The organism is Acidovorax sp. CCYZU-2555, from assembly GCF_018413525.1.
Taxonomy (GTDB): domain Bacteria; phylum Pseudomonadota; class Gammaproteobacteria; order Burkholderiales; family Burkholderiaceae_C; genus Comamonas.
In genome coordinates this window covers 1-19,369 of the sequence record NZ_JAHCDD010000043.1, presented here as the reverse complement: position 1 = coordinate 19,369, position 19,369 = coordinate 1, and the positions used below count along the sequence as shown (strand labels likewise).

At 67.1% G+C, this 19,369-nt stretch carries 22 protein-coding genes and 1 riboswitch; of the genes, 15 read left to right on the top strand and 7 right to left on the bottom strand.

Features of this window, described 5'->3' with window-relative positions; genetic code table 11:
* Positions 1-9 precede the first annotated feature (9 nt).
* The 3 genes from KHY18_RS15755 to cobT all read left to right on the top strand — a co-directional run bounded on the left by KHY18_RS15755 (position 10) and on the right by cobT (position 2,395).
* Positions 10-405 (top strand): hypothetical protein, encoded by a 396-nt coding sequence (locus tag KHY18_RS15755; protein WP_213301736.1) that lies wholly within the window; start codon positions 10-12, stop codon positions 403-405.
* A gap of 231 nt (positions 406-636) precedes the next feature.
* Positions 637-1,131, top strand: coding sequence for a hypothetical protein (locus KHY18_RS15750; protein ID WP_213301734.1), 495 nt, complete (start codon positions 637-639; stop codon positions 1,129-1,131).
* Positions 1,132-1,321: 190 nt separating this feature from the next.
* Positions 1,322-2,395: a nicotinate-nucleotide--dimethylbenzimidazole phosphoribosyltransferase gene (gene cobT, locus KHY18_RS15745; protein WP_213301732.1), complete on the top strand. Its 1,074-nt coding sequence runs from the start codon at positions 1,322-1,324 to the stop codon at positions 2,393-2,395.
* 9 nt (positions 2,396-2,404) lie between these two features.
* Here the strand turns inward: cobT and nth are convergent, their stop codons facing one another.
* Positions 2,405-3,043: an endonuclease III gene (gene nth, locus KHY18_RS15740; RefSeq protein ID WP_213301730.1), complete on the bottom strand. Its 639-nt coding sequence runs from the start codon at positions 3,041-3,043 to the stop codon at positions 2,405-2,407.
* 174 nt (positions 3,044-3,217) lie between these two features.
* On the opposite strand from nth, the gene KHY18_RS15735 reads away from it, so the two are divergent.
* Positions 3,218-4,414, top strand: a complete 1,197-nt coding sequence (locus tag KHY18_RS15735; RefSeq protein WP_213301727.1) for an aminotransferase-like domain-containing protein — start codon at positions 3,218-3,220, stop codon at positions 4,412-4,414.
* 3 nt (positions 4,415-4,417) lie between these two features.
* The gene (locus KHY18_RS15730) at positions 4,418-4,642 is read left to right on the top strand and encodes a SlyX family protein (RefSeq protein ID WP_213301725.1); all 225 of its coding nucleotides are present in this window, start codon (positions 4,418-4,420) and stop codon (positions 4,640-4,642) included.
* Between the two features lie 31 nt (positions 4,643-4,673).
* On the opposite strand, the gene KHY18_RS15725 is transcribed toward KHY18_RS15730, so the two are convergent.
* Entirely contained in the window at positions 4,674-5,579 is a 906-nt protein-coding gene (locus KHY18_RS15725; protein ID WP_213301723.1) for a LysR family transcriptional regulator, read from the bottom strand.
* On the opposite strand from KHY18_RS15725, the gene KHY18_RS15720 reads away from it, so the two are divergent.
* Complete coding sequence (locus tag KHY18_RS15720) at positions 5,563-6,189, top strand: GNAT family N-acetyltransferase (RefSeq protein ID WP_349630305.1); 627 nt, start codon at positions 5,563-5,565, stop codon at positions 6,187-6,189. The two genes, KHY18_RS15725 and KHY18_RS15720, sit on opposite strands and share 17 nt — an antisense overlap.
* Positions 6,186-7,430 carry an MFS transporter gene (locus KHY18_RS15715; RefSeq protein WP_213301721.1) on the top strand — a complete coding sequence of 415 codons (1,245 nt, stop codon included), beginning with the start codon at positions 6,186-6,188 and terminating at the stop codon, positions 7,428-7,430. Before KHY18_RS15720 ends, KHY18_RS15715 begins: the two co-directional genes overlap by 4 nt.
* A gap of 18 nt (positions 7,431-7,448) precedes the next feature.
* Here KHY18_RS15715 and KHY18_RS15710 read toward each other — a convergent pair whose 3' ends face one another.
* Positions 7,449-7,592: a DUF3149 domain-containing protein gene (locus tag KHY18_RS15710; RefSeq protein WP_213301719.1), complete on the bottom strand. Its 144-nt coding sequence runs from the start codon at positions 7,590-7,592 to the stop codon at positions 7,449-7,451.
* 300 nt (positions 7,593-7,892) lie between these two features.
* Between KHY18_RS15710 and KHY18_RS15705 the strand changes: the two genes are divergently transcribed.
* On the top strand, positions 7,893-8,384 hold the full coding sequence (locus KHY18_RS15705; protein WP_213301717.1) for a hypothetical protein: 492 nt from the start codon (positions 7,893-7,895) through the stop codon (positions 8,382-8,384).
* Positions 8,385-8,395: 11 nt separating this feature from the next.
* On the opposite strand, the gene KHY18_RS15700 is transcribed toward KHY18_RS15705, so the two are convergent.
* The gene (locus KHY18_RS15700) at positions 8,396-9,349 is read right to left on the bottom strand and encodes an HTH-type transcriptional regulator ArgP (protein WP_213301715.1); all 954 of its coding nucleotides are present in this window, start codon (positions 9,347-9,349) and stop codon (positions 8,396-8,398) included.
* Between the two features lie 69 nt (positions 9,350-9,418).
* Here KHY18_RS15700 and KHY18_RS15695 point away from each other — a divergent pair, with 69 nt between their 5' ends.
* Positions 9,419-10,057, top strand: a complete 639-nt coding sequence (locus tag KHY18_RS15695; protein ID WP_213301712.1) for a LysE/ArgO family amino acid transporter — start codon at positions 9,419-9,421, stop codon at positions 10,055-10,057.
* A 10-nt stretch (positions 10,058-10,067) separates the two neighbouring features.
* Here the strand turns inward: KHY18_RS15695 and KHY18_RS15690 are convergent, their stop codons facing one another.
* Both KHY18_RS15690 and KHY18_RS15685 read right to left on the bottom strand, forming a co-directional pair.
* A complete protein-coding gene (locus KHY18_RS15690) occupies positions 10,068-10,388 on the bottom strand; it encodes a hypothetical protein (protein WP_213301709.1) in 321 nt (106 codons plus the stop codon).
* Positions 10,389-10,616: 228 nt separating this feature from the next.
* Complete coding sequence (locus tag KHY18_RS15685; protein ID WP_213301706.1) at positions 10,617-11,405, bottom strand: MetQ/NlpA family ABC transporter substrate-binding protein; 789 nt, start codon at positions 11,403-11,405, stop codon at positions 10,617-10,619.
* A 264-nt stretch (positions 11,406-11,669) separates the two neighbouring features.
* Positions 11,670-11,910, top strand: a riboswitch (cobalamin riboswitch).
* A 184-nt stretch (positions 11,911-12,094) separates the two neighbouring features.
* Between KHY18_RS15685 and KHY18_RS15680 the strand changes: the two genes are divergently transcribed.
* Genes KHY18_RS15680 through KHY18_RS15655 form a run of 6 tightly spaced genes read left to right on the top strand, consistent with a single transcriptional unit; the run spans position 12,095 to position 18,208 of the window.
* On the top strand, positions 12,095-14,290 hold the full coding sequence (locus KHY18_RS15680) for a TonB-dependent receptor (RefSeq protein WP_249729161.1): 2,196 nt from the start codon (positions 12,095-12,097) through the stop codon (positions 14,288-14,290).
* A 2-nt stretch (positions 14,291-14,292) separates the two neighbouring features.
* Entirely contained in the window at positions 14,293-15,201 is a 909-nt protein-coding gene (locus KHY18_RS15675; RefSeq protein ID WP_349630304.1) for an ABC transporter substrate-binding protein, read from the top strand.
* The gene (locus KHY18_RS15670) at positions 15,198-16,205 is read left to right on the top strand and encodes a FecCD family ABC transporter permease (RefSeq protein ID WP_213301698.1); all 1,008 of its coding nucleotides are present in this window, start codon (positions 15,198-15,200) and stop codon (positions 16,203-16,205) included. Before KHY18_RS15675 ends, KHY18_RS15670 begins: the two co-directional genes overlap by 4 nt.
* Complete coding sequence (locus KHY18_RS15665; RefSeq protein ID WP_213301696.1) at positions 16,202-16,960, top strand: ABC transporter ATP-binding protein; 759 nt, start codon at positions 16,202-16,204, stop codon at positions 16,958-16,960. Before KHY18_RS15670 ends, KHY18_RS15665 begins: the two co-directional genes overlap by 4 nt.
* Positions 16,957-17,979 (top strand): LLM class flavin-dependent oxidoreductase, encoded by a 1,023-nt coding sequence (locus KHY18_RS15660; protein WP_249729160.1) that lies wholly within the window; start codon positions 16,957-16,959, stop codon positions 17,977-17,979. Before KHY18_RS15665 ends, KHY18_RS15660 begins: the two co-directional genes overlap by 4 nt.
* A 10-nt stretch (positions 17,980-17,989) precedes the next feature.
* Positions 17,990-18,208, top strand: a complete 219-nt coding sequence (locus KHY18_RS15655; protein ID WP_213301806.1) for a DUF3820 family protein — start codon at positions 17,990-17,992, stop codon at positions 18,206-18,208.
* Here KHY18_RS15655 and KHY18_RS15650 read toward each other — a convergent pair.
* On the bottom strand, positions 18,205-19,369 hold a 1,165-nt coding region (locus tag KHY18_RS15650; protein WP_213301694.1), incomplete at its 5' end, for a PepSY domain-containing protein. The two genes, KHY18_RS15655 and KHY18_RS15650, sit on opposite strands and share 4 nt — an antisense overlap.

Here is a 19,369-nt window from a genome sequence, read left to right as displayed (position 1 = left end):
AAAAACACCATGAATTCAACCACCTGGTCCCGCTCCCTGCAAATGTCTTTGTGTGCCGCTGCACTGTGCTCTTTCGGCGCAGCCAACGCACAGACGCCCCCTCCCGCTGGTACCACCGGACTGTCCCAATCGCAAGCGGAAGTGGCCAAGCCTGCTCAGGCGCCCGCCGTGCAAGCCGGTTCGCGTGATGGCATGCAGCACTCGTCGCCTTCGCACTCGAAGTCCGGCAAGATGTCCCAATCGGAATCCGAAGTGAAGAAGCCCGCCCAGGCGCCCACACCGGCCACCGGCGGTTCGCGCGATGGCAAGCAAGGCACATCTGCTTCCCAGTCCAAGGGAATGTCCCAGTCTGAAATGGAAGTGAAGAAGCCAGCACAGGCGCCTGCAGGCGCTGGCGGCAAGTAATTGCCTGCTGCAAGGAAGATGCGCAAGCGCTATCTTTCCTTGCAGCAACCAGCCAAGGCCCCCACGGGGGCCTTTTTCGTGCGCCCTCATTGCGCTGTAGGTTCCGGCCTGCAGGCGCAGGCGGGCTGGGCTTATAAGCCGCAGGACCAAACTGCCGCAAGCTGTGACATGTAGCGAGGAGGCAGTGATTGCTTCCTGCTCTTCGATCGATCTACTTTGGAGAAAACCACCATGAAGTCCACCTGGTCCCGCTCCTTGAAAATGACGCTGTGTGCCGCCGCCGTATGCGCGCTCGGCGTGGTCAACGCCCAAACGCCGCCCCCGCCGCCGCCTGGTGGCGCGATGCCGCCCGCAGGCGCCCAGGCACCCGTGCCGCCGCCACCGCCACAGGGCGCGGCGCAGCACGACGGCAAGAAGCCGCACCACATGAAGCGCGATCACCGCGGCCCCAAGGGCGAACGCCATCAAGGTCAACGCGGCAAATATGCCAACCCGCATGAACACGAAGCCGCCGCGGTGCGCGCCGAGGAGCGCGCCGGGCGCATGCCGCGCGGTCAGGACATGGACCAGTACCAGCGCAATGCCATTGCACGTTGCGACGCCTTCCGTGACGCCGAAGACCGTCGCTCGTGCGCCGAACGCGTGCGCTCCGCTGAAGTCAGCGGCAGCGTCAAGGACGGCGGCGTGCTGCGCGAGTACACCGAGCAGGTGCCCGTGCGTCCCTGAGCGCCGCCGGCGATGTGAAGAAGGCCCTGCGGGGCCTTTTTTGTTGTCTGGCCACACCACTTTGAAGGGCAAGGGCCTGGCGCAGCGTGCAAGACCATGACAGGGGAAAGAGGATGGCGCGGGCCGGGCCCAGGGAGGGCGCGGGCCGGCGATACTGGCGGTCTTTGGACTTTCCGCTGGCCGGTACGCGATGACTCGTTTTTTGCCTGAAATCCCTTCCATTCACAACCCTGTATGGAATGCGCGCGTGCAAACGCTGATCGACCAGAAGACCAAGCCCCTGGGCTCGCTGGGCCTGCTGGAGCGCACCGCCCATAGGCTGGCCGGCATTCTGCATTCCGAAACGCCGCGGCTGGAGTCGCCGCAGATGGTGGTGTTCGCCGCCGATCACGGCCTGGCGGCGCGCGGCGTGTCGGCCTATCCCGTCGATGTGACTTGGCAGATGGTCGAGAATTTTCTCGCCGGTGGCGCCGCGGTGAGCGTGCTCGCGCAGCAAAACGGCCTGGCCCTGCATGTGATGGATTGCGGCGTGGCGCGCGATTTCGCCGAACGCCCGGTGGTCGCCGGCAAGCCCCGGCTGTGGCATTGCAAGGTGGCGCACGGCACGCAGGACTGCTCGGCCACGGACGCCATGACTGCCGCGCAATGCGACACCGCGATGCGCCATGGCGCGGCGCTGGTGCAGGCGCTGCCGGGCAATGCCTTGCTGCTCGGCGAAATGGGCATAGGCAACACATCGTGCGCGTCGCTGCTGCTCGCGCGGCTGTGCGCGGTCGATGTCGCCAAGGTCACGGGTGCGGGCACGGGGCTCAACGCCGCGGGCGTGGCGCGCAAGGTGCAAGTGCTGCGCGAAGTGCTGGCCTGGCATGACGGGGTGGAAGAGCCGCTCGATGTGCTCGCGGCCATGGGCGGCTTCGAGATCGCGGCCATGGTCGGCGCGGTGCTGCAGGCCGCGCATGAGCGCCGTGTGATCGTGGTCGACGGCTTCATCACCACGGCCGCGGTGCTGGTCGCCAGCCGACTGCGCCCCGCGGTGCTCGAGCGCTGCGTTTTCGCCCACCGCTCGGGCGAGCCGGGCCACACCATCGTGCTGCAGGCGCTGGGCGCCGAGCCGCTGCTCGACTGGGGACTGCGCCTGGGCGAAGGCTCGGGCGCGGCGCTGGCCTGGCCGCTGCTCGAATCGGCCTGCGCGATGCTGCGCGACATGGCGAGCTTTGCCTCGGCCGGGGTTGCGGGCCAGCAGACCGAAGCCGTCAGCGCCTGAGCCGCGTATTCAGGGTGCAGCCGTCTTCGGCTGGAAGTCGCAATAAGTCGAAACGATGCACTCCCAGCAGCGCGGCTTGCGTGCCTGGCACACATAGCGGCCCAGCAGTATCAGCCAGTGGTGCGAGTCGACGGCGTACGCGGGCGGAACGCGCTTGAGCAACTGTTTCTCGACGGCCAGCACATTGGCGCCGGGCGCCAGGCCCGTGCGGTTGCTGACGCGAAAGATATGCGTGTCGACGGCCATCGTCGGCTCGCCGAACGCGACGTTGAGCACCACGTTGGCGGTCTTGCGGCCCACGCCCGGCAGGTCTTCGAGTTCCTCGCGCGTGCGCGGCACCTGGCCGCCATGGCGCTCGATCAGCCGGCGGCAGGTTTCAAGAAGGTGCTTGGCCTTGCTGTGGTACAGCCCTATGGTCTTGATGTACGACTCCAGGCCGTCGAGGCCCAGGTCGAGAATCGCCTGCGGCGTGTTGGCCACGGGAAACAGCTTGCGCGTGGCCTTGTTGACGCCTACATCGGTGGCCTGCGCCGACAGCAACACGGCCGTGAGCAACTCGAACACCGTGGTGTATTCGAGCTCGGTGTTGGGCATGGGATTGGCCGCCTTGAGCGTGGCGAAAAAAGGAACGATCTGCGCGGTCTTCATGGGCGGAACCCGGGGCAAAAAGCGATTGTCGGGCAAAACCATGGGGGCGCGCTGGAGCAAATCCAAAGGTGGAGTGGCGCATTGCGCGCGCGGCGTGCAAATTTGATGAAAAATGCAGGGTTGGCGGCCGCGCGCGACCGCCCCCGAATTTTGTTGCTGAAACGGACCCTATCTATGCAATTCGCCGAGCGTCTGAACAATGTGGAGACTTCCGCAATCCGTGAACTTTTCAAGCTGCTGGGCAAGCCCGGCATCATCAGTTTTGCCGGCGGTTTTCCCGACAGCGCGCTGTTCGACGTCGCCGGCATACGCGCGGCCTCCGAGGCTGCGCTGACCCAGGAGCCGGGCGCGGCGCTGCAGTACGGCGCGACCGAAGGCTACCAGCCGCTGCGCGAGCAGATCGCGGCCTTCATGGCGGGCAAGGGCGTGGCCGATGTCGCGCCCACCGACTTCGTGGTCACCACGGGCAGCCAGCAGGCGCTCGATCTGCTGGGCAAGACCATGATCAGCCCTGGTGACAAGGTGATCGTCGAAGGCCCGACTTTCCTGGCGACCATCCAGTGCTTCCGTCTCTATGGCGCCGAAGTGATCAGCGCGCCCATCGACGACCAGGGCGTGGACACCGAAGCGCTCGAGAAGCTGATCGCCGAGCACCAGCCGAAGATGGTCTATCTGATCCCCACGTTCGGCAACCCCAGCGGCGCGACGCTGAGCCTGGAGCGCCGCAAGAAGGTGCTGGAACTCGCCGTGAAGTACCAGACGCTGGTGGTCGAAGACGACCCGTACGGCGACCTGTACTTCGACGCGGCGCCGCCGGCCAGCCTGCTGGCGCTGTCGTCCGAAGTGCCCGGCAGCCGCGACTGGCTCGCCCACTGCGGCAGCCTCAGCAAGGTGCTGAGCCCGGGTCTGCGCATAGGCTGGCTGGTCGCGCCCGAAGCGCTGCGCGAGCGCGCGGTGATGTGCAAGCAGTTCAGCGATGCCAACACCAGCACCTTTGCCCAGGCGACGGCCGCGCAATACCTCAAGGCCGGCCACATGCCCGCGACGCTGGCCAAGGTGCGCGCGGTCTATGCCGAACGCGCCCAGGCGATGGGCGATGCGCTGCGCAAGGAGCTGGGCGACGCGGTGAGCTTTGTCGCGCCCCAGGGCGGATTGTTCCTGTGGGTCAAGCTCACGGGTGCACGCGGCCAGTTGCAGGATGCTGGCGTGCTGGCCAAGCGCGCGATCGACAAGGGCGTGGCCTTTGTTCCGGGCGTGCCTTTCTTCGCGCAGAACCCCGATGCAACAAGCTTTCGCCTGTCGTTCGCGACCGCCGATGTGGCCAAGATCCAGGACGGCATCGCGCGTCTGGGTCAGGCGCTGCGGGGCTGAGGCGTGGCCGACGACCAGGCGCAGCGCGCGCAGGAACGCATCACCGAACTCGAAATCAAGGCCAGCTATGTCGAAGACACGCTGGACCAGCTGAACATGACCATCTACCGTCAGCAGCAGCAGATCGACGCGCTGATCGCCGAAGTCCGCAACCTGCGTCAGCAGGTTCCGGCCGATGGCGGCGGGGGCGGGCGCAATCTGCGCGATGAATTGCCGCCGCATTACTGAGCGCGCATTCACCCGGGGGCGCGCGCCCGCGTCACTTGAGAGGCATATCCTTGGAGCGTGCTCCGAGGATGGCCTTCACCAGCACTTGCATCCCGCGTGTGAGCGGCTTGTCTTGACGCATCACGATGCCCAGTCCGCGTGAGAGCGCGGGCCGCAGCGCACGCACCTGAAGCGTCTTGCGATCCGCTGCCCGCAATGCCATCTCCGGCACGACACTGGTGCCCAAACCGGCAGCCACCATTTCCTTGATGGCTTCGATGCTGCCCAATTCCATCGTGGGCCGGCTTCGAACGCCGCCGGCCAGCAGCCAGGCGTCGACCAGCTCACGCGTATTCGTTCCCGGCTCGAACATGACCAGGGGCAAGTCCGCGAGGTCTTTCGCACTCACGGTCTTTGGCAGGGGCGCAGCGCTGTTGGCGCACACGGCGACGAAGCTGTCCCGCAAGACGCTGGACACCGTCAATGCGCGGCTGGAGATCGGCAGCGTGACCAGGCCCAGGTCCAGCGCATTCAGTTCCACACGGCGCACGATGTCGTCGGTGTTGCCGGTTTTGACGATGACATGCAGGCCCGGGTAAGCCGACCGTATGCCCTGCAGTACGGGAGGCAACAGATGCAGGCACGCCGTCGCGCCCGTGCCGATTCGCACGGTGCCTTGTACGCCTTCGGTGTGGTGTGCCACGGCCTCGGCAGCCTGCAGGCCTGTCTCCAGCAGCATGCGCGCATGGCCTGACAGCGTGACGCCGGCAGCGGTAGGCGCGATCGTGCGGCCTACCCGTTCGATCAGGCGCACGCCAACCTTGCGCTCCAGCTCGCGCACCTGGGCGCTGATCGCCGGCTGGCTCACGCCCAGTTGCTCCGCCGCCGCGGAAAAGCTCCCGGTGTCAAGCACCAGAGTGAAGACTTCAAGCTGATCGAAAGTGAAAGGCAGGCTCATACTTTTTCTTATGCATGGCAGAAGTTATAACACCTTCACTTATCAATGCCTGGCCTGCACCATTGAGGCCATGGACTTTTCTCATCACCCCAATGCCCGGCCCGGGCCGCTCATTGTCGACGCCGGCTCCGAGCATGTCGCAGCCATTCAGCAGATCTATGCGCACTATGTGCAGAACTCGATCTGCACCATGGAAGAGGTTGCGCCCACTGTCGCGGAGATGCACAGACGCCACGATGCGCTGCGCCGTGAAGGCCTGCCCTGGCTGGTGGCGCTGGATGGCACCGATGTGCTGGGTTACGCCTATGCCGGGCGGTACCGCTCCCGTGTCGGCTACGCCGGCACGCTGGAAACATCGATCTACCTTGGCAACAAGCATCAAGGGCGTGGGCTGGGACAGGCGTTGCTGCGGGCGTTGATCGAGGCCTGCGCGCAGTTCGGCGCGCGGCAAATGGTGGCGGTCATCGTCGACGATGAGGGCACCGTGGGTTCGGTTCGGCTGCATCAGCGCTTCGGCTTCCAGCACGCAGGCCTCTTTTGCGCCGTGGGCAGCAAGTTCGGCCGGGATGTAGACACCATTCTGATGCAACGCAGCCTGGTGGCGCCATGAGCGGCGTCGACGCTCCCCAGTCCGGCTGGCTGGCGCTGCTTTGCATCACGCGGCTTTTTCAGGCCACGATCGCCATTGCCTGGGCAGGCGTCATGCCGCGCGTCATGGCCGACTGGGACCTCGCCGCATCCCAGGCGGGCCTGGTGCAAAGCGCCTGGCATGTGGGTTATCTGATCTCGCTCTTTGGCGTAGGCTTCATCGCCGACAGGGTCGGCCCGCGCCGCGTCTTCCTGGTGAGCAGCATTCTCACGGCTTGCGCGGCGCTGGTGTTTGCGCTGGGCGCCCAGGGCCCGGCTTCCGCGGCGCTTCTTTACGGCATCACGGGCTTGTGCGCGGGAGGCTGCTATTCCCCCGGACTGCAGTTGCTGGCATTGAATGCGCCTGCGCAGCGCCGTGGCAAGGCCATGGGCGCGTTCATCGGTTCCGCGTCGTTCGGTTATGGCGTCGCGCTGGTGGCGGTGGCGGCATTGGCCGACAGCCTGTCCTGGCGCAGCATCCTGTTGGTCATTGCCGTCATGGTGGCCGTCGGCGCGGTGCTGACGGTGGCCGCCTTGTCCCGTCTGCGGCCCGACCCGCAACGCGGCGCCGCGCCCAGGTCGTCATCGATTCGCCTGGCGCTGGTGGAAACCGTTGGCGACAAACCTGCGATGGCGGGAAGCTGGGCCTACTCGGCGCATTGCTGGGAGCTGATGGCTCTTTGGGCCTGGCTGCCGGCGTTCCTCGCGTTTTCCGCCCAAGGCGGTGGGCTGTCTGCTGCCGAAGGAATCGGCCTTGCCGCCATGGCGCACCTGGTGAGCGTGGCCGGCAGCGTGTTCGGGGGCTCGGCGTCCGACCGCTACGGGCGGGTGCGTGTGATGCTGGTGGCGTCGTGCCTGAGTCTGCTGTGCTCGTTCACGTTTGGCTGGATGTGGGCCGCGCCCCTGTGGATGCTCGCCGCCTTTGGCGCGGTCTACAACCTGTGGGCCATCGCGGATTCGTCGGTCTATTCGACCGCACTCGCCGATGTCGTGCCGCCCGGCCGGCTGGGCGCGGCCTATTCGGTGCGGTCGGTGATGGGCTTCGGCGCCGGCGCCGTCAGTCCCTGGGTGTTTGGCCTGGCACTGGATTGGGGGCGCGCGCATTTCGCATTGGAAGGCAATGCCTGGGTTCTGGCCTGGACCACCGTGGGCCTGGGCGCATTGCTGGGGCCCTGGATGATCCTGCGCTTTCAGCGCCTGACGGCTGCAGGAGGGCGACCTTGAGTTGCTGCCCTGCCGGGTTTACTCCGGCACCTTGTTGGCGATGGTCTTCATCTTGCCCAGGAACAGGCGCAGGAAGAACAGGCCCATGCCAATGATCAGCAAGATGGATATCAGGCTCATCAGGCCGTAGTCGGTAGAAAACAGGTCGATCCACAATTTCATGCATAGCTCCAGTCGGGCCCGGAGTGCTGTTCCGGCGCCATGCAGCGACTATGGCCGCGCGCCTGGCTTTGCGGCTTGCGTCAGATCAAGCGCGGCGGCAAAAATCGCGCCGTGTCATTGGTGAATTGCGCCTAGGCCCGCACGTGGGTCGTCGTTTGGACTACAAGCGCCGGCGTTTCTCGCAGGCAAGCTAAAGGGGTTGCGGGCGGACAGCGAAAAGCGTCCGTGCCGCCGCAGCAGGCGCACCGGCCGCACGCGCAGCCGGTCGCCCATGGCCCTTTGTTTTCAGCAGGAGCACATATGACCACACCCGAACAACGCAAGAACCTGAATCTCGACCCGATCACGGACGAGCCTGGAGCCCACCCCGTGGGCACGGGCCTGGGCGCTGGCGGCGGTGCGCTGGCCGGAGCCGCCGCGGGCGCCATGGGCGGCCCGGTGGGCGCGGCCGTGGGTGCCGTGGTCGGTGCCGTCGCCGGTGGCCTTGCGGGCCACAGCGTGGCCGAAGCCTTCAACCCGACGGCCGAAGACGCGTACTGGCGCAGCACCTACGACAAGGAAGACTACTACCGCTCGGATTACACCTACGACGACTACGCGCCGGCCTACCGCGCGGGCTGGGAAGGCCGCGCCGCGGGCCGCGATCGCTGGGATCAGGTGCGTGATGACTGGTCGCGCCGCTGGCAAGGCGAGCCCCACGGCTCGCGTCTGCGCTGGGACGAAGCCGAGCCCGCGGCCAAGGCGGCCTGGGACCGGGCCAACGAACACTATGTGTTCAACAAGCAGGAATGAGCGTCCAGGCCTCAGCCGGTTGATTTTTTCGGCGCCGCAGCCCCTGCCTCTGGGCCATCCGTTGGCAGGGGCTGCAGCCAACCGGCGGCGGCCGTGATCACACAATGCGTCAGTCGCTCCAGTCCGGCCTGGGCGTTGCGCGCATGGGCCCAGTACAGCGGCACATCCACGCCCGTGTCGGGCAGCACTTCGACTAGCGCACCTGTATCGAGGTGGCGCTGGATCAACAGCGTGGGCTGCATTCCCCAGCCCACGCCCGCCTCGCAGGCGCGCACGAACGCATAGGCCGACGGCAGCCAATGTTTCGGCGGTCCATGGCGCGAGGCCAGTCCCTGGGCGTGCAGCCACTTGTCCTGCAGTGCATCCTTGCGGTCATAGCTGAGCATGGGCGCGCGCGCTATTGTTGCGGGCGTCACGCCCTCGGCGAAATGCTCGCGCATGAAGTCCGGGCTGGCCGCCGCAACGTAACGCATGGAGCCCAAGGGCCAGGTATTGCAGCCCGTGATGCTGGTCGATGTCGCGGTCACCGCGGCCATGACCGCGCCTTCCTTGATGCGCTTGGCCGTGTGATCCTGGTCGTCGATGCTGATGTCGAGCAGCTCGTTGCCTTCGCGCGTGAACGCCGCCATCGCATCCATGAACCATGACGACAGCGAGTCGGCATTGACCGCAAGCTTGAGCGTGGGCGGCATGAACTGGCCTTCGGACACCAGCGCGGGGTTGGTGCGGCGCAGTTCGTTCTCCAGCAGCGCGACCTGTTCGACATGCAGGCACAGCCGCCGTCCGGCCTCGGTGCCCGTGCAGGGCTGGGCGCGCAGCACCAGCACCTGCCCCACGCGCTCTTCCAGCAGCTTGATGCGCTGCGAGACGGCAGACGGGGTGATATGCAGCTTGCGCGCGGCGCGCTCGAAGCTGCCTTCGCGCACCACCGCGGCCAAGGCTTCCAATCCGGCGTAGTCGAGCATCAGTTTTTCTTAAGAGGTTCCAGAGAGTTTAATTTTACTTAATATCTGGATGGATCGACAATTTCCCTTATGTGGACAACGTTGATATCTTCCTCCTGGGTCGCGGGCTTTACCGTCTGCCTGTCATTGATCATCTCGATAGGCGCGCAAAACCTCTATGTGCTGCGCCAGGCCGTGCAGGGCCGGCATGTGCGCGCCTGCGTGGCCTGGTGTGTGTTCAGCGATGTGCTGCTGATCGGCATTGGCGTGGCCGGCATGTCGCAGTTGCTCGGGCGCGAGCCCGACTGGGCCTATTACCTGTCGCTGGGCGGTGCGCTGTTCCTGCTGGCCTATGGGCTCTACGCGCTGTGGCGCGTGTTCTATGCGGCCGACGTGGCGCTGCAGGGCGCGAACGTGGCGCAGCGCGGCTTGCTGAGCGTGGTCGGCACGCTGGCCGTGATCACGCTGCTCAATCCCCATGTCTATCTGGACACGGTGCTGCTGGTCGGCAGCATAGGAGCGCGCCAGGACGGCGCGCTCAAGGTGGTGTTTGTCGCTGGCGCGGCCTGCGCCAGTTTGCTGTGGTTCATGCTGCTGGCCTGCGCGGGCCGGCGGCTGCAGCACTGGTTCGCCCACCCCATGCCCTGGCGCATGCTCGACGCGCTCACCGGCGTGATGATGCTGGCGCTGTCGTGGTGGGTCTGGAGCGGTATCGACGCCGTGGCGTGATGGCGCGCGCTCAGGCCAGTTTTGCGAGCACTTCGAGCAAACCCCACTGATTGCACTGGATCTGGTAGTGGCCGCTCGTGCCTTGCTTCTGGCTCTGGGCCTCGATCACGATCACATTGCCATGGGCCTGGGCCGCGGACAGGGGGCGGATCTTGTCGTATTGGTGGGCTTCGGCGATGTCGCCGCGAAACAGCAGCAGCGGCGAGGCGGCATCGGGCTGGCCGTATTTGCGCGCATACAGCTCCAGGGTCTTGGCGCGCGTGACTTCGTTCAGGCCGACAAGCTCTGCCTTTTCCAGAGAAAGGGTAGGGGACAGCGTATCTTCGGACATAGCGAAATTTGGTGGGCGGAGAGTGGGAGCCTGCCGTGCGAGCGCAGCGGCAGGCGGCGTGGGCAGGATTTCACCATAGCCTGCAGCAATTGTGTTGCAGTTTTTACATCTATATGACGTATTACTGACCCTTGTCTGCAAAACGCACCTTCCATGCCCTCAGCCGTGCGTTGTTCTTGCGGGGCCAGGGGTCGTGCGGTCCCTTGGCCGGTCAGGCGTCAGCCGTGTTCAGAAAGCCGGAACGACCGCGCCCTGGTACTTGTCCTTGAGGAACTTCTTCACGTCTTCGCTGCGCAGGGCCTGGATCAGCTTGGTGATCTCGGGGCTGTTGGCGCGGTCCTTGCGCGCGGCGACGATGTTGGCGTAAGGCGAGTCCTTGCCTTCGATGAACAGCGCATCCTTGGTCGGGTTGAGCTTGGCTTCGATCGCGTAGTTGGTGTTGATCAGCGCCAGATCGACGTCATCGAGTGCGCGCGGCAGCAGGGGCGCTTCGAGTTCGCGGAACTTGAGCTTCTTGGGGTTGTTGACCACGTCCAGCGGCGTGGGCGTCAGGCTCTTGGGGTCCTTGAGCGTGACCAGACCCTGTTTGGCCAGCAGCAGCAGCGCGCGGCCGCCGTTCGAAGGGTCGTTCGGGATGGCCACGGTGGCGCCGTCCTTGAGGTCCTTGATGTTCTTGACCTTCTTCGAATAGGCGCCGAAGGGCTCGACATGGATGGTGCCGTTGGGCACGGCGACCAGCGAGCTCTTGCGGTCCTTGTTGTAGCTGTCCAGGTAAGGCTGGTGCTGGAAGAAGTTGGCGTCGAGCTGCTTGTCTTCGACCGCGGCATTGGGCTGCACGTAGTCGCTGAATTCACGCACCTGCAGATCGATGCCCTGCTTTTTCAGCGCGGGCTTGATGTGGTTGAGGATTTCGGCGTGGGGCACGGCGGTGGCCGCGACCTTGAGCACCGCGTCGGCGGCATGGGCGGTCAATGCCAGGGTGGCGAGGGCGATGGCGGACAGGGTTTTCTTCAGCATGACTAAGGCTTTCCTGGATGAATTGATCGAATGGGCGCCAGCACCGAAACCGGTGAAACTGGGGCGTAGCAGGCACTAGTTTAGTGCGCGGCGCGTGAAATGCGCAGCAAAAAACCAATTTTGGTTATAACGATGTGGTTTTTTATGCAATTCAAGCGCTTTGTGGCGCCGGATGGTCAGGTGCGCGCGCCTTGCCGACAATTCCCCTCGTCGAATAGGCGTATGCGCTGATAATGGCGCCCAGGTAGGGATAGGCATGAGCCGGCCCCGCCCAGATTCGAAGGTGCCCTATTCAAGGGTTCAACGATAAGCAGGTGCGCCAGGGCGTCAACGCCCGGCAATTCCTGCGCTGCCCCCGCAACGGTAGGCGAAATCTCAGGTCCTCAGGCTGGTCTATCGATGACCGGCAGTCACTGCGTTCACACGTGGGAAGGCGAGGGCTGAGCCGGCGAGAACACGCCGGCGTTTCGCAAGCCCGGATACCGGCCTTTGCTATCGCTTCGGACGCCGCGGGAGTGCGCATGCCGGGGCAGGTGGGGAGGCTGAGCGCGCGTTCGGCCCCTCGCTTGCCGGTGCGCGTTGCGCGGTGAAGTATTGATCTATGGGCTTCGCGGGTGAGCCAAGCCCAGATTTGAAACCATCGTATGCACTCCTTTGGTAGTTCGCGGCCCGCGCCTGGCCGCGCCGCTTTGTCTTCTTCTTGCGTCTTTCCCGCTTTTCGCCTGCAACGCACGGCTGCGCTGTGCGTGCTCGCCTGGTCGGCTGCCGTGGGCGGGCTGGCCCATGCGGCCCAGGAGGCTGCGCCCGAACTCGGCGACGTTTTTGTCACCGCCACGGCGCGGCCCGAAGACCGCTCGCGCATCGCCGCGACCACGCAGACCATTGACCGCGCCGACATCGAGCGCTCGTCGGCGCGTTCGGTCACCGACCTACTGGCGGAACACGCGGTCGGCTTCCTCAGCGAATGGACCGCGGCGCAGACGTCGATGAACCTGCGCGGCGCGGCCACCGACGGCCAGGGGCGCGACTACCGCGGCCAGGTCGCGGTGCTGCTCAACGGCCGGCGCGCGGGCACGGCCAATCTGTCGAAGCTGAGCCTGTCGGATGTGGAGCGCATCGAGATCGTGCGTGGCCCGGCGTCCGTGGTCTACGGCAGCCAGAACATGGGCGGCGTGATCAACATCATCCTGCGCACGGGCGCGACGGGCGGCGGCAATCGCGCGTCCGTGGTCGGCGGCAGCGCCGGCCTGTGGCGTGCCGATACGCAGATCAGCGGCGCGAGCGAGCAGTGGGACTGGTACATAGGCGCGAACGCCGGCGGGCGCGACGACTACAGCGCGGGCAGCGGCGGCGGCGAGCAGCGCAACACCAGCTACAAGCGCCGCGGCGCGAGCGGCGCGCTCGGCTGGCAGCTCGCCGACCTGCACCGCGTCGAAGTGCAAATGCGCACCGACGGCATCTACAACGCGGGCTTTCGCGGATCGGGCGCGAACATCTACAGCCGCGACAACCGCTACAACCAGTCGGCCGATCTGCGCTACGAAGGCGCCTTGCCCGGCGGCCGCGTGAGCTGGCTGGCCCACCTCTACACCTTCGAGGACGTGGACGAATTCAACTGGGCCTCGCCGGTCATCAAGTCGGGCGTCAATGCCGTTCCCGGAACGGCGCGCGACTACAACATCCGCAAGCTCGACGCCAGCGGCCTGCGCCTGCAGCCGCGGCTGCGCCTGTCGGATTCGAACGACCTGCTGCTGGGCTTCGACTACGAGAAGAACCGCCTGCGCTCGGAGCGCGAGCGCAATGCCATGCCCGGCGGCCCCGCGGGCCAGGTCGCGCCCTATGACAACAACCAGACCGAGCATACGCATGCGCTGTACCTCGAAGATGCGCAGAACTTCTTCGGCGACCGCGTGACGGTGCGCGCCGGCGTGCGCAAGACCTGGGGCGAGACGCGCTTCGATCAGACGCCCAATGTGGCGGCGGCGCTGACCACGGCGCGCGACTACGACAAGACCACCTGGTCGACCGGAGCGACCTGGAAGGTCGACGACGCCTGGTCGCTGCGTGCGGGCGCGTCCACGGGCTTTCGCGCGCCCACGGCCAGCGAGCTGTCGGCCGACTTCACCGCCGTCGGCGGTGGGCGCAGCTTCGGCAATCCCAATCTGAAGTCCGAATCCAGCCGCCAGATCGAAGTCGGCACCACCTTGCGCCAGAGCGCCTGGAAAATCGATGCCGCGCTGTTCCAGAACACGATTTCGGACCGCATCATCACGGTCTCGCGCGGCCCGACGACGAATACGTCGGACTACGCGAACAACGCCGCCGACATCGTCGCGCGCGGGCTGGAACTGAGCGCCAATGCCGATGTGGGCAAGCTGCTGGGCGTGTCGTTCGGCGGCCCGGTGCTCAACGTGTTCGGCAATGGCTACTATCACTTCGAGATGAAGGACAAGGGCGCGGCCGCCTCGGCCAACACCGACCGCGTGCAGCGCATGTACCAGTACGAAGCCGCGGGCGGCCTGCGGCTGTCGCGCGGCATGGACCGCAATCCCGGCGACTGGAGCGCACAGCTGACGGCACTGCTGCGCGGTCCGATGTGGTACGACACCGAAGAGAACCTGTTGATACCCCAGGGCGAGCCCAGCAGCACCTTCATTCACCGCAAGGGCGCGTTCACGGTCTGGAACCTGCGCGGCGAATACCGCGTGAGCCGCGGCATGAAGCTGTTCGCGGGCATCAACAATATCTTCGATCTGAACCGCCATCCGATCTTCATCGCGCGCGATCAACGGCCCTGCCTTGCCAACCCTATCTTCCAGAACGGCGGCTGCGGCACCTCGATGCCGGGCCGCGAATGGATGGTCGGCCTGCAGGCGGACTTCTGAGCGTGACGCTGCGCCGGCGCGCGCTCGGTGGGCTGGGGCTGGCCGCGCTGCTGCCCGGCGCAGCGGCGCGCGCTGCCGCGCCCATCCATCTGCGCGATGCGCTGGGCCGCGACGTGGTGCTGCCCGGCCCGGCGCAGCGCATCGTGACGATCTTCTCGTCGAACACCGAACTCGTCGCGGCCCTGGGCCTGATGGAGCGCATCGTGGGCGTGGAGGAGTACACGCGCTTTCCGCCCGAAGTGGCAGGCCTGCCCAAGGTCGGCGGGCGCCTGGGTTTCTCGGTCGATGCCGTGGTCGCGCAGCGGCCCGATCTGGTGATCGTCACACCCGCGCGCCAGGCCGCGAACCAGTTGGTCGATCCCATGGAGCGCATAGGCGTGCCGGTGATGGTGCTGCTCAGCCGCAGCCTCGATGAAGTGATGGGCAATGTGCGCCAGGTCGCCCAGGCCGCGGGCGTGGCCGCGCGCGGCGAGGCGCTGGTGCTGTCTCTGGCGCAGCGCCTGGCCGCGGTCGATGCTCAGGTGGCAGGCCAGCGCGCGCCGCGCGCGCTGATGATCACCGGCCGCATGGGCAATGGCATGCTGCTGGTCGCGCGGCCCGGCACCTACACCAATGAAGCCATGCTGCGCGCGGGCGCGCGCCATGCGATTCCGGGCATAGGCACGCTGGCCCAGGTATCGCCCGAAGCCGCGCTCGCGGCCGACCCCGATGTGCTGCTGTTCGCGGGCGCCCAGCCGCTGCTGGCCGAACTCACGCGCCGCCCCGGCTGGCGCGACATGCGCGCGGTGCGCGCGCAGCGCGCGATCACGGTGTCGCGCGCCGAATTCCTCATTCCCGGACCGCGCACTTTCGACGGCATTGAAACGCTGGCGCGCTGGATCATGCAGACACAGCAGAAAGGGTGGGGATGAATCCCTCCAGAACAATGTGGTGCTGGGCCTTCGCGGCGCTGGCGCTGGCCGTCGCGCTGGGCATCTGCGCGGGCCACCAATGGGCCGCGCCCGCCGAAATCTGGCAGGCGATCGCCGAGCGCGACACGCTGCGCGCCCGCCTGCTGTGGGAGTGGCGCATGCCGCGCGTGCTCGCCGCGGCCTGCGTGGGCGCGCTGCTGGGGCTTTCGGGCGCGGTGTTCCAGGGCGTGTTCCGCAACCCGCTGGCCGAACCCTATCTGCTGGGCGCGTCGGGCGGTGCGGCGCTGGGCGCGACCATTGCCTTGCTGGTGCCGCTGGGCCTGCCGCAATCGTGGCTGCTGCCGGTGCTGGCCTTTGCCGGCGCCTGGGGCTCGACGATTCTGGTGCTGGGCGTGGCGCGCGTGGCCGGAGCCCTCGATGCCTCGGGCATGCTGCTCGCGGGCGTGGCCATGGCGGCGATGCTGGGCGCGATACGTTCGTTCCTGATGCTTGCGTTGTCCGACGAAACCGTGAGCCTGCAGGTCGTGATGAGCTGGGTGCTGGGCGGCATTCAGACACCGACCTGGAGCGGTCTGGGCTGGCTCGCGCTGATCACGCTGGCCTGCCTTCTGGCTACGCAGACGCTGGCGCGCGGCCTCGATCTGCTGGGTCTGGGCGATGCCACGGCGCAGTCGTTCGGCCTTGATGTCGCGCGCTTCGTGCCGCGCGCCGTGCTGCTGGGCTCGCTGGTGGTCGCCGCGGCCGTGGCCTATGGCGGCCTGGTCGCGTTCGTGGGCCTGGCCGCGCCGCATATCGCGCGCTGGTGGGTGGGCCCGCGCCACCGCTGGGTGCTGCCCGCGAGCGCGCTGGCCGGCGCGGTGGTCGTGACCGTGGCCGATGCGATCGCGCGCAGCGTGCTGCCGCCGGCCGAAGTGCCGCTGGGCCTGATCACGGCCGTGGCCGGCGGGCCGTTCTTCATCGTGCTGCTCGCGCGCCGGCTGCGCGCCTATGGAGGCCGCGCATGAGCGATGGCGCAATGCTGGGCGCCGCCCAACTTTATTTACAGCGCCAGGGCCGGGTGCTGCTCGACGATATTTCTCTTGATCTGCCGCAGCGCGGCGCGGTGGCGCTGGTGGGCCCGAATGGCGCGGGCAAGTCCACGCTGATGCAGGTGCTGGCCGGCCAGCTCGCACCCGACCGCGGCGCCGTCACGCTGCAAGGCCAGCCTTTGCACGATCTCAATGTGCGCGCCCGCGCCCAGCGCATAGGCTATATGCCGCAGCGCTTCGAGCCGCACTGGGATGTGACGCTGCTGGACCTGGTGCAGATGCGTGTGGCCGACCCGGCGCAGGCCGCGCAGGTGCTCGCCGAGGCCGGTCTGCAGGCTCTGGCCGCGCGCCGCTGGAGCACGCTGTCGGGCGGCGAACGCGCGCGCGGCATGCTCGCCGCGGTGCTGGCCACCGACCCGCCCGTGCTGCTGGCCGACGAGCCCGGCGCGGCGCTCGATGTGCAGCACCGGCTGGCGCTGGTGCAGGCGCTGGCGCGGCGCGGGCAAGAGCGGCTGGTGGTGGTGGTGATGCATGACCTCGATCTGGCTTTCGAATGTTTCGATCGCGTGGTCGTGCTGCATGCGGGCCGCGTGGCCATGGATGGCGCGCCCGCTGATTTGCTGCACGCTGCCCAGCTCGACGAGGTGTTCGGCGTGCGCTTCGAGCGCATTGCCGTGGCACCGCACACCTTGCTGCGCGCGCGCAGCCTTTCGCAGGAACCCACGACATGATGCGCATCGATATTGCAGGCTGGACGCGCGAGGCCATGGCCGGCGACCACCAGGCGTTTCGCGCGATCTTCGAAAGCGCCGACCGCTGGGGCTTCGACGGCGCCTGGTTCAGCGAATTCCGCCTGCCGCAAAGCGACTGGCAATACCCGTCGCCGCTGCTGCTGGCCTCGGCCCTGCTCGCGCGCACCGAACGCCTGCGCGTGGGCACGGCGGTGCTGGTGCTGCCGTTGCACCACCCGCTGATGCTCGCCGAGGAAATCGCCCAGCTCGATTTCCAGAGCGGCGGCCGCATCGACGTGGGCATAGGCCGCGGCACCGAGCCGGCGTCGCTGGCAAGCCTGGAGATTGCTGCCGACAGCACGCGCGAGCGCTTCGAAACCGGCGCGCGCATTCTGCGCAATGCCTTGCGCGGCGACACCGTGGCCGCGAGCGATGGGCCCTGGAAATTCGCGCCGCGCAAGTTGGCGCCGCTGCCGCTGCAGCGTCCGCATCCGCCGATCTATGTTGCCGGCTCGACCGAGGAAACGCTGGGCTTTGCGCTGGCCGAAGACCTGCCGTTGCTGCTGAGCCTGGAGCCGCCCGAAACCGCGCAACTCGAGCGCCTGGCGCATGCCGCGCCGCAGCAGGTGCGCAATCTCAGGCCGCTGCTCGCGCGCTCGTCGCTGGCGCGCTATGTCTGCATCGGCGCGAACGCGGCGCAGGTGCGCCAGCAGCTCGATGGCCTCTGGGAAAAGCTCTATGCGCGCCGCGTCTACTTCGCCGCCAAGCGCGGCCTGGCCGCGGCCGATGTGCCGCCCATCGATCAGCCCAAGGTGCTGCGCGAGCAGTTCATCCATGGCACGCCCGAGCAATGCCATGCGCAGATACTCGCGCTGCGCGAACGCTTGGGGCTGCGCAGCCTGCGCTGCATCTTCAATGCGAACGGGCTATGGAGCAACGACGCGGCGCTGGCCGCGATGGAGCTGTTTGCGCAGGAAGTGTTGCCCGCATTGCACCAGCCGGAGCCCGTGAATGCCTGACAATCCCGGCATGGACTCCGAACAACTCCAGCGGCTTTTGACCGTGCAGATGCCCTATGGCAAGTACCAGGGCCGCTGCATCGCCGATCTGCCCGGCAACTACCTGATGTGGATGGCGCGCGAAGGCTTTCCGCGCGGCGATCTGGGGCGCTTGTTGGCGCTGATGTACGAACTCGATCACAACGGGCTGTCGCATCTGCTCGATCCCTTGCGCAAGCCGCCGCGCTAAGCCCTGCGTCTGCGCAAGCGCCTCCACCCAATCACCATCCCGCTGCCGCTGAGCAGCAGTCCGCCCAGGCTCAGCACCAGCAGCGTGATGTCCCAGAGCGGGCGGCGTTCTAGCAGCGGCAGCCAGTCCCAGCTGTGCAGCATGGCGAACAGCCAGCGGCTGGTGCGTTTGTGGCTGTCCAGGCGGCCCAGCACGCTGCCCGTGTGCGGGTCCAGGTGCACCCAGCTGGCATGCGGGTCGTCGAAGACGATACGCCAGATGGGCAAGGGGCGTTCGCTGCCGCCCATCATGCTGTGCGGCGCGCGCGCGTAGTAGTAGAGGTCGTAGTCGGTCAGCGTATCGATGCGCGCCACGGGCGCCGCAACGAGCTGCGCGGCCGCGGTCTTGAGCGCCGCGGGATCGAGGATCAGCGGCTGTGCGGTTCTTGCATCGAGCAGCTGCGGCGCGCCGCTGCCCGTCTGCGCGAACACCGTGGTCCGGCCCAACACGGTCTGCCAGCGCAGTTCGCGCACCGCGCCGCCGGCGGCGGCTATCAGCGTCTGCGGCGCCGCTTGCTGCGCGTCGAACACCAGCGGGGCGCCTTGCAGCGCCTTGGTCTGCAGCGCCGGCGCGCCGCTGTCGAAGATGCGCCAGGGATTCATCGACATCAGGCCGCTGAAGATCCAGGTGATGGTGATCAGCGCGAACAGCAGGCCCGTGACATGGTGCCAGCGCATCATGGCGCCGGGGTAGGGTGAGCGCGCGCCGCTGCGGTAGGGGCGCGTGAAGCGCCAGCGCATGAGGCCGACCACGGTGCCCGCGAGCGCGACCGCAATGCCGGCGATCGACAGCCAGTTGACGATGTCGGTCCAGTAGGCATTGAACACATTGCCGCGAAACGGGTACAGCCAGTGGATCCAGGCGCCCGCGTAGTTCCAGAGGCGTTCGGTGCGCGTCGCGTCGCGCACCACTTCGCCGGTCTGGCCCGACACGTAGAGCCAGGTATGGTCGGCATCCGCAAGCTGCACGCGGTGCAGCGGACGGTGCGCGTCCAGGCCGCGCGAATGCGTGAACGCGTCTTCGTTTACGCTGCCCAGATACGTGAGGCCCTGGCTGCTGCCCGCATGGGCAGCGGCGCTGGCCAGCGCCCAGGCCGCGTCGACGGGCGGCAGATGTTCGCCT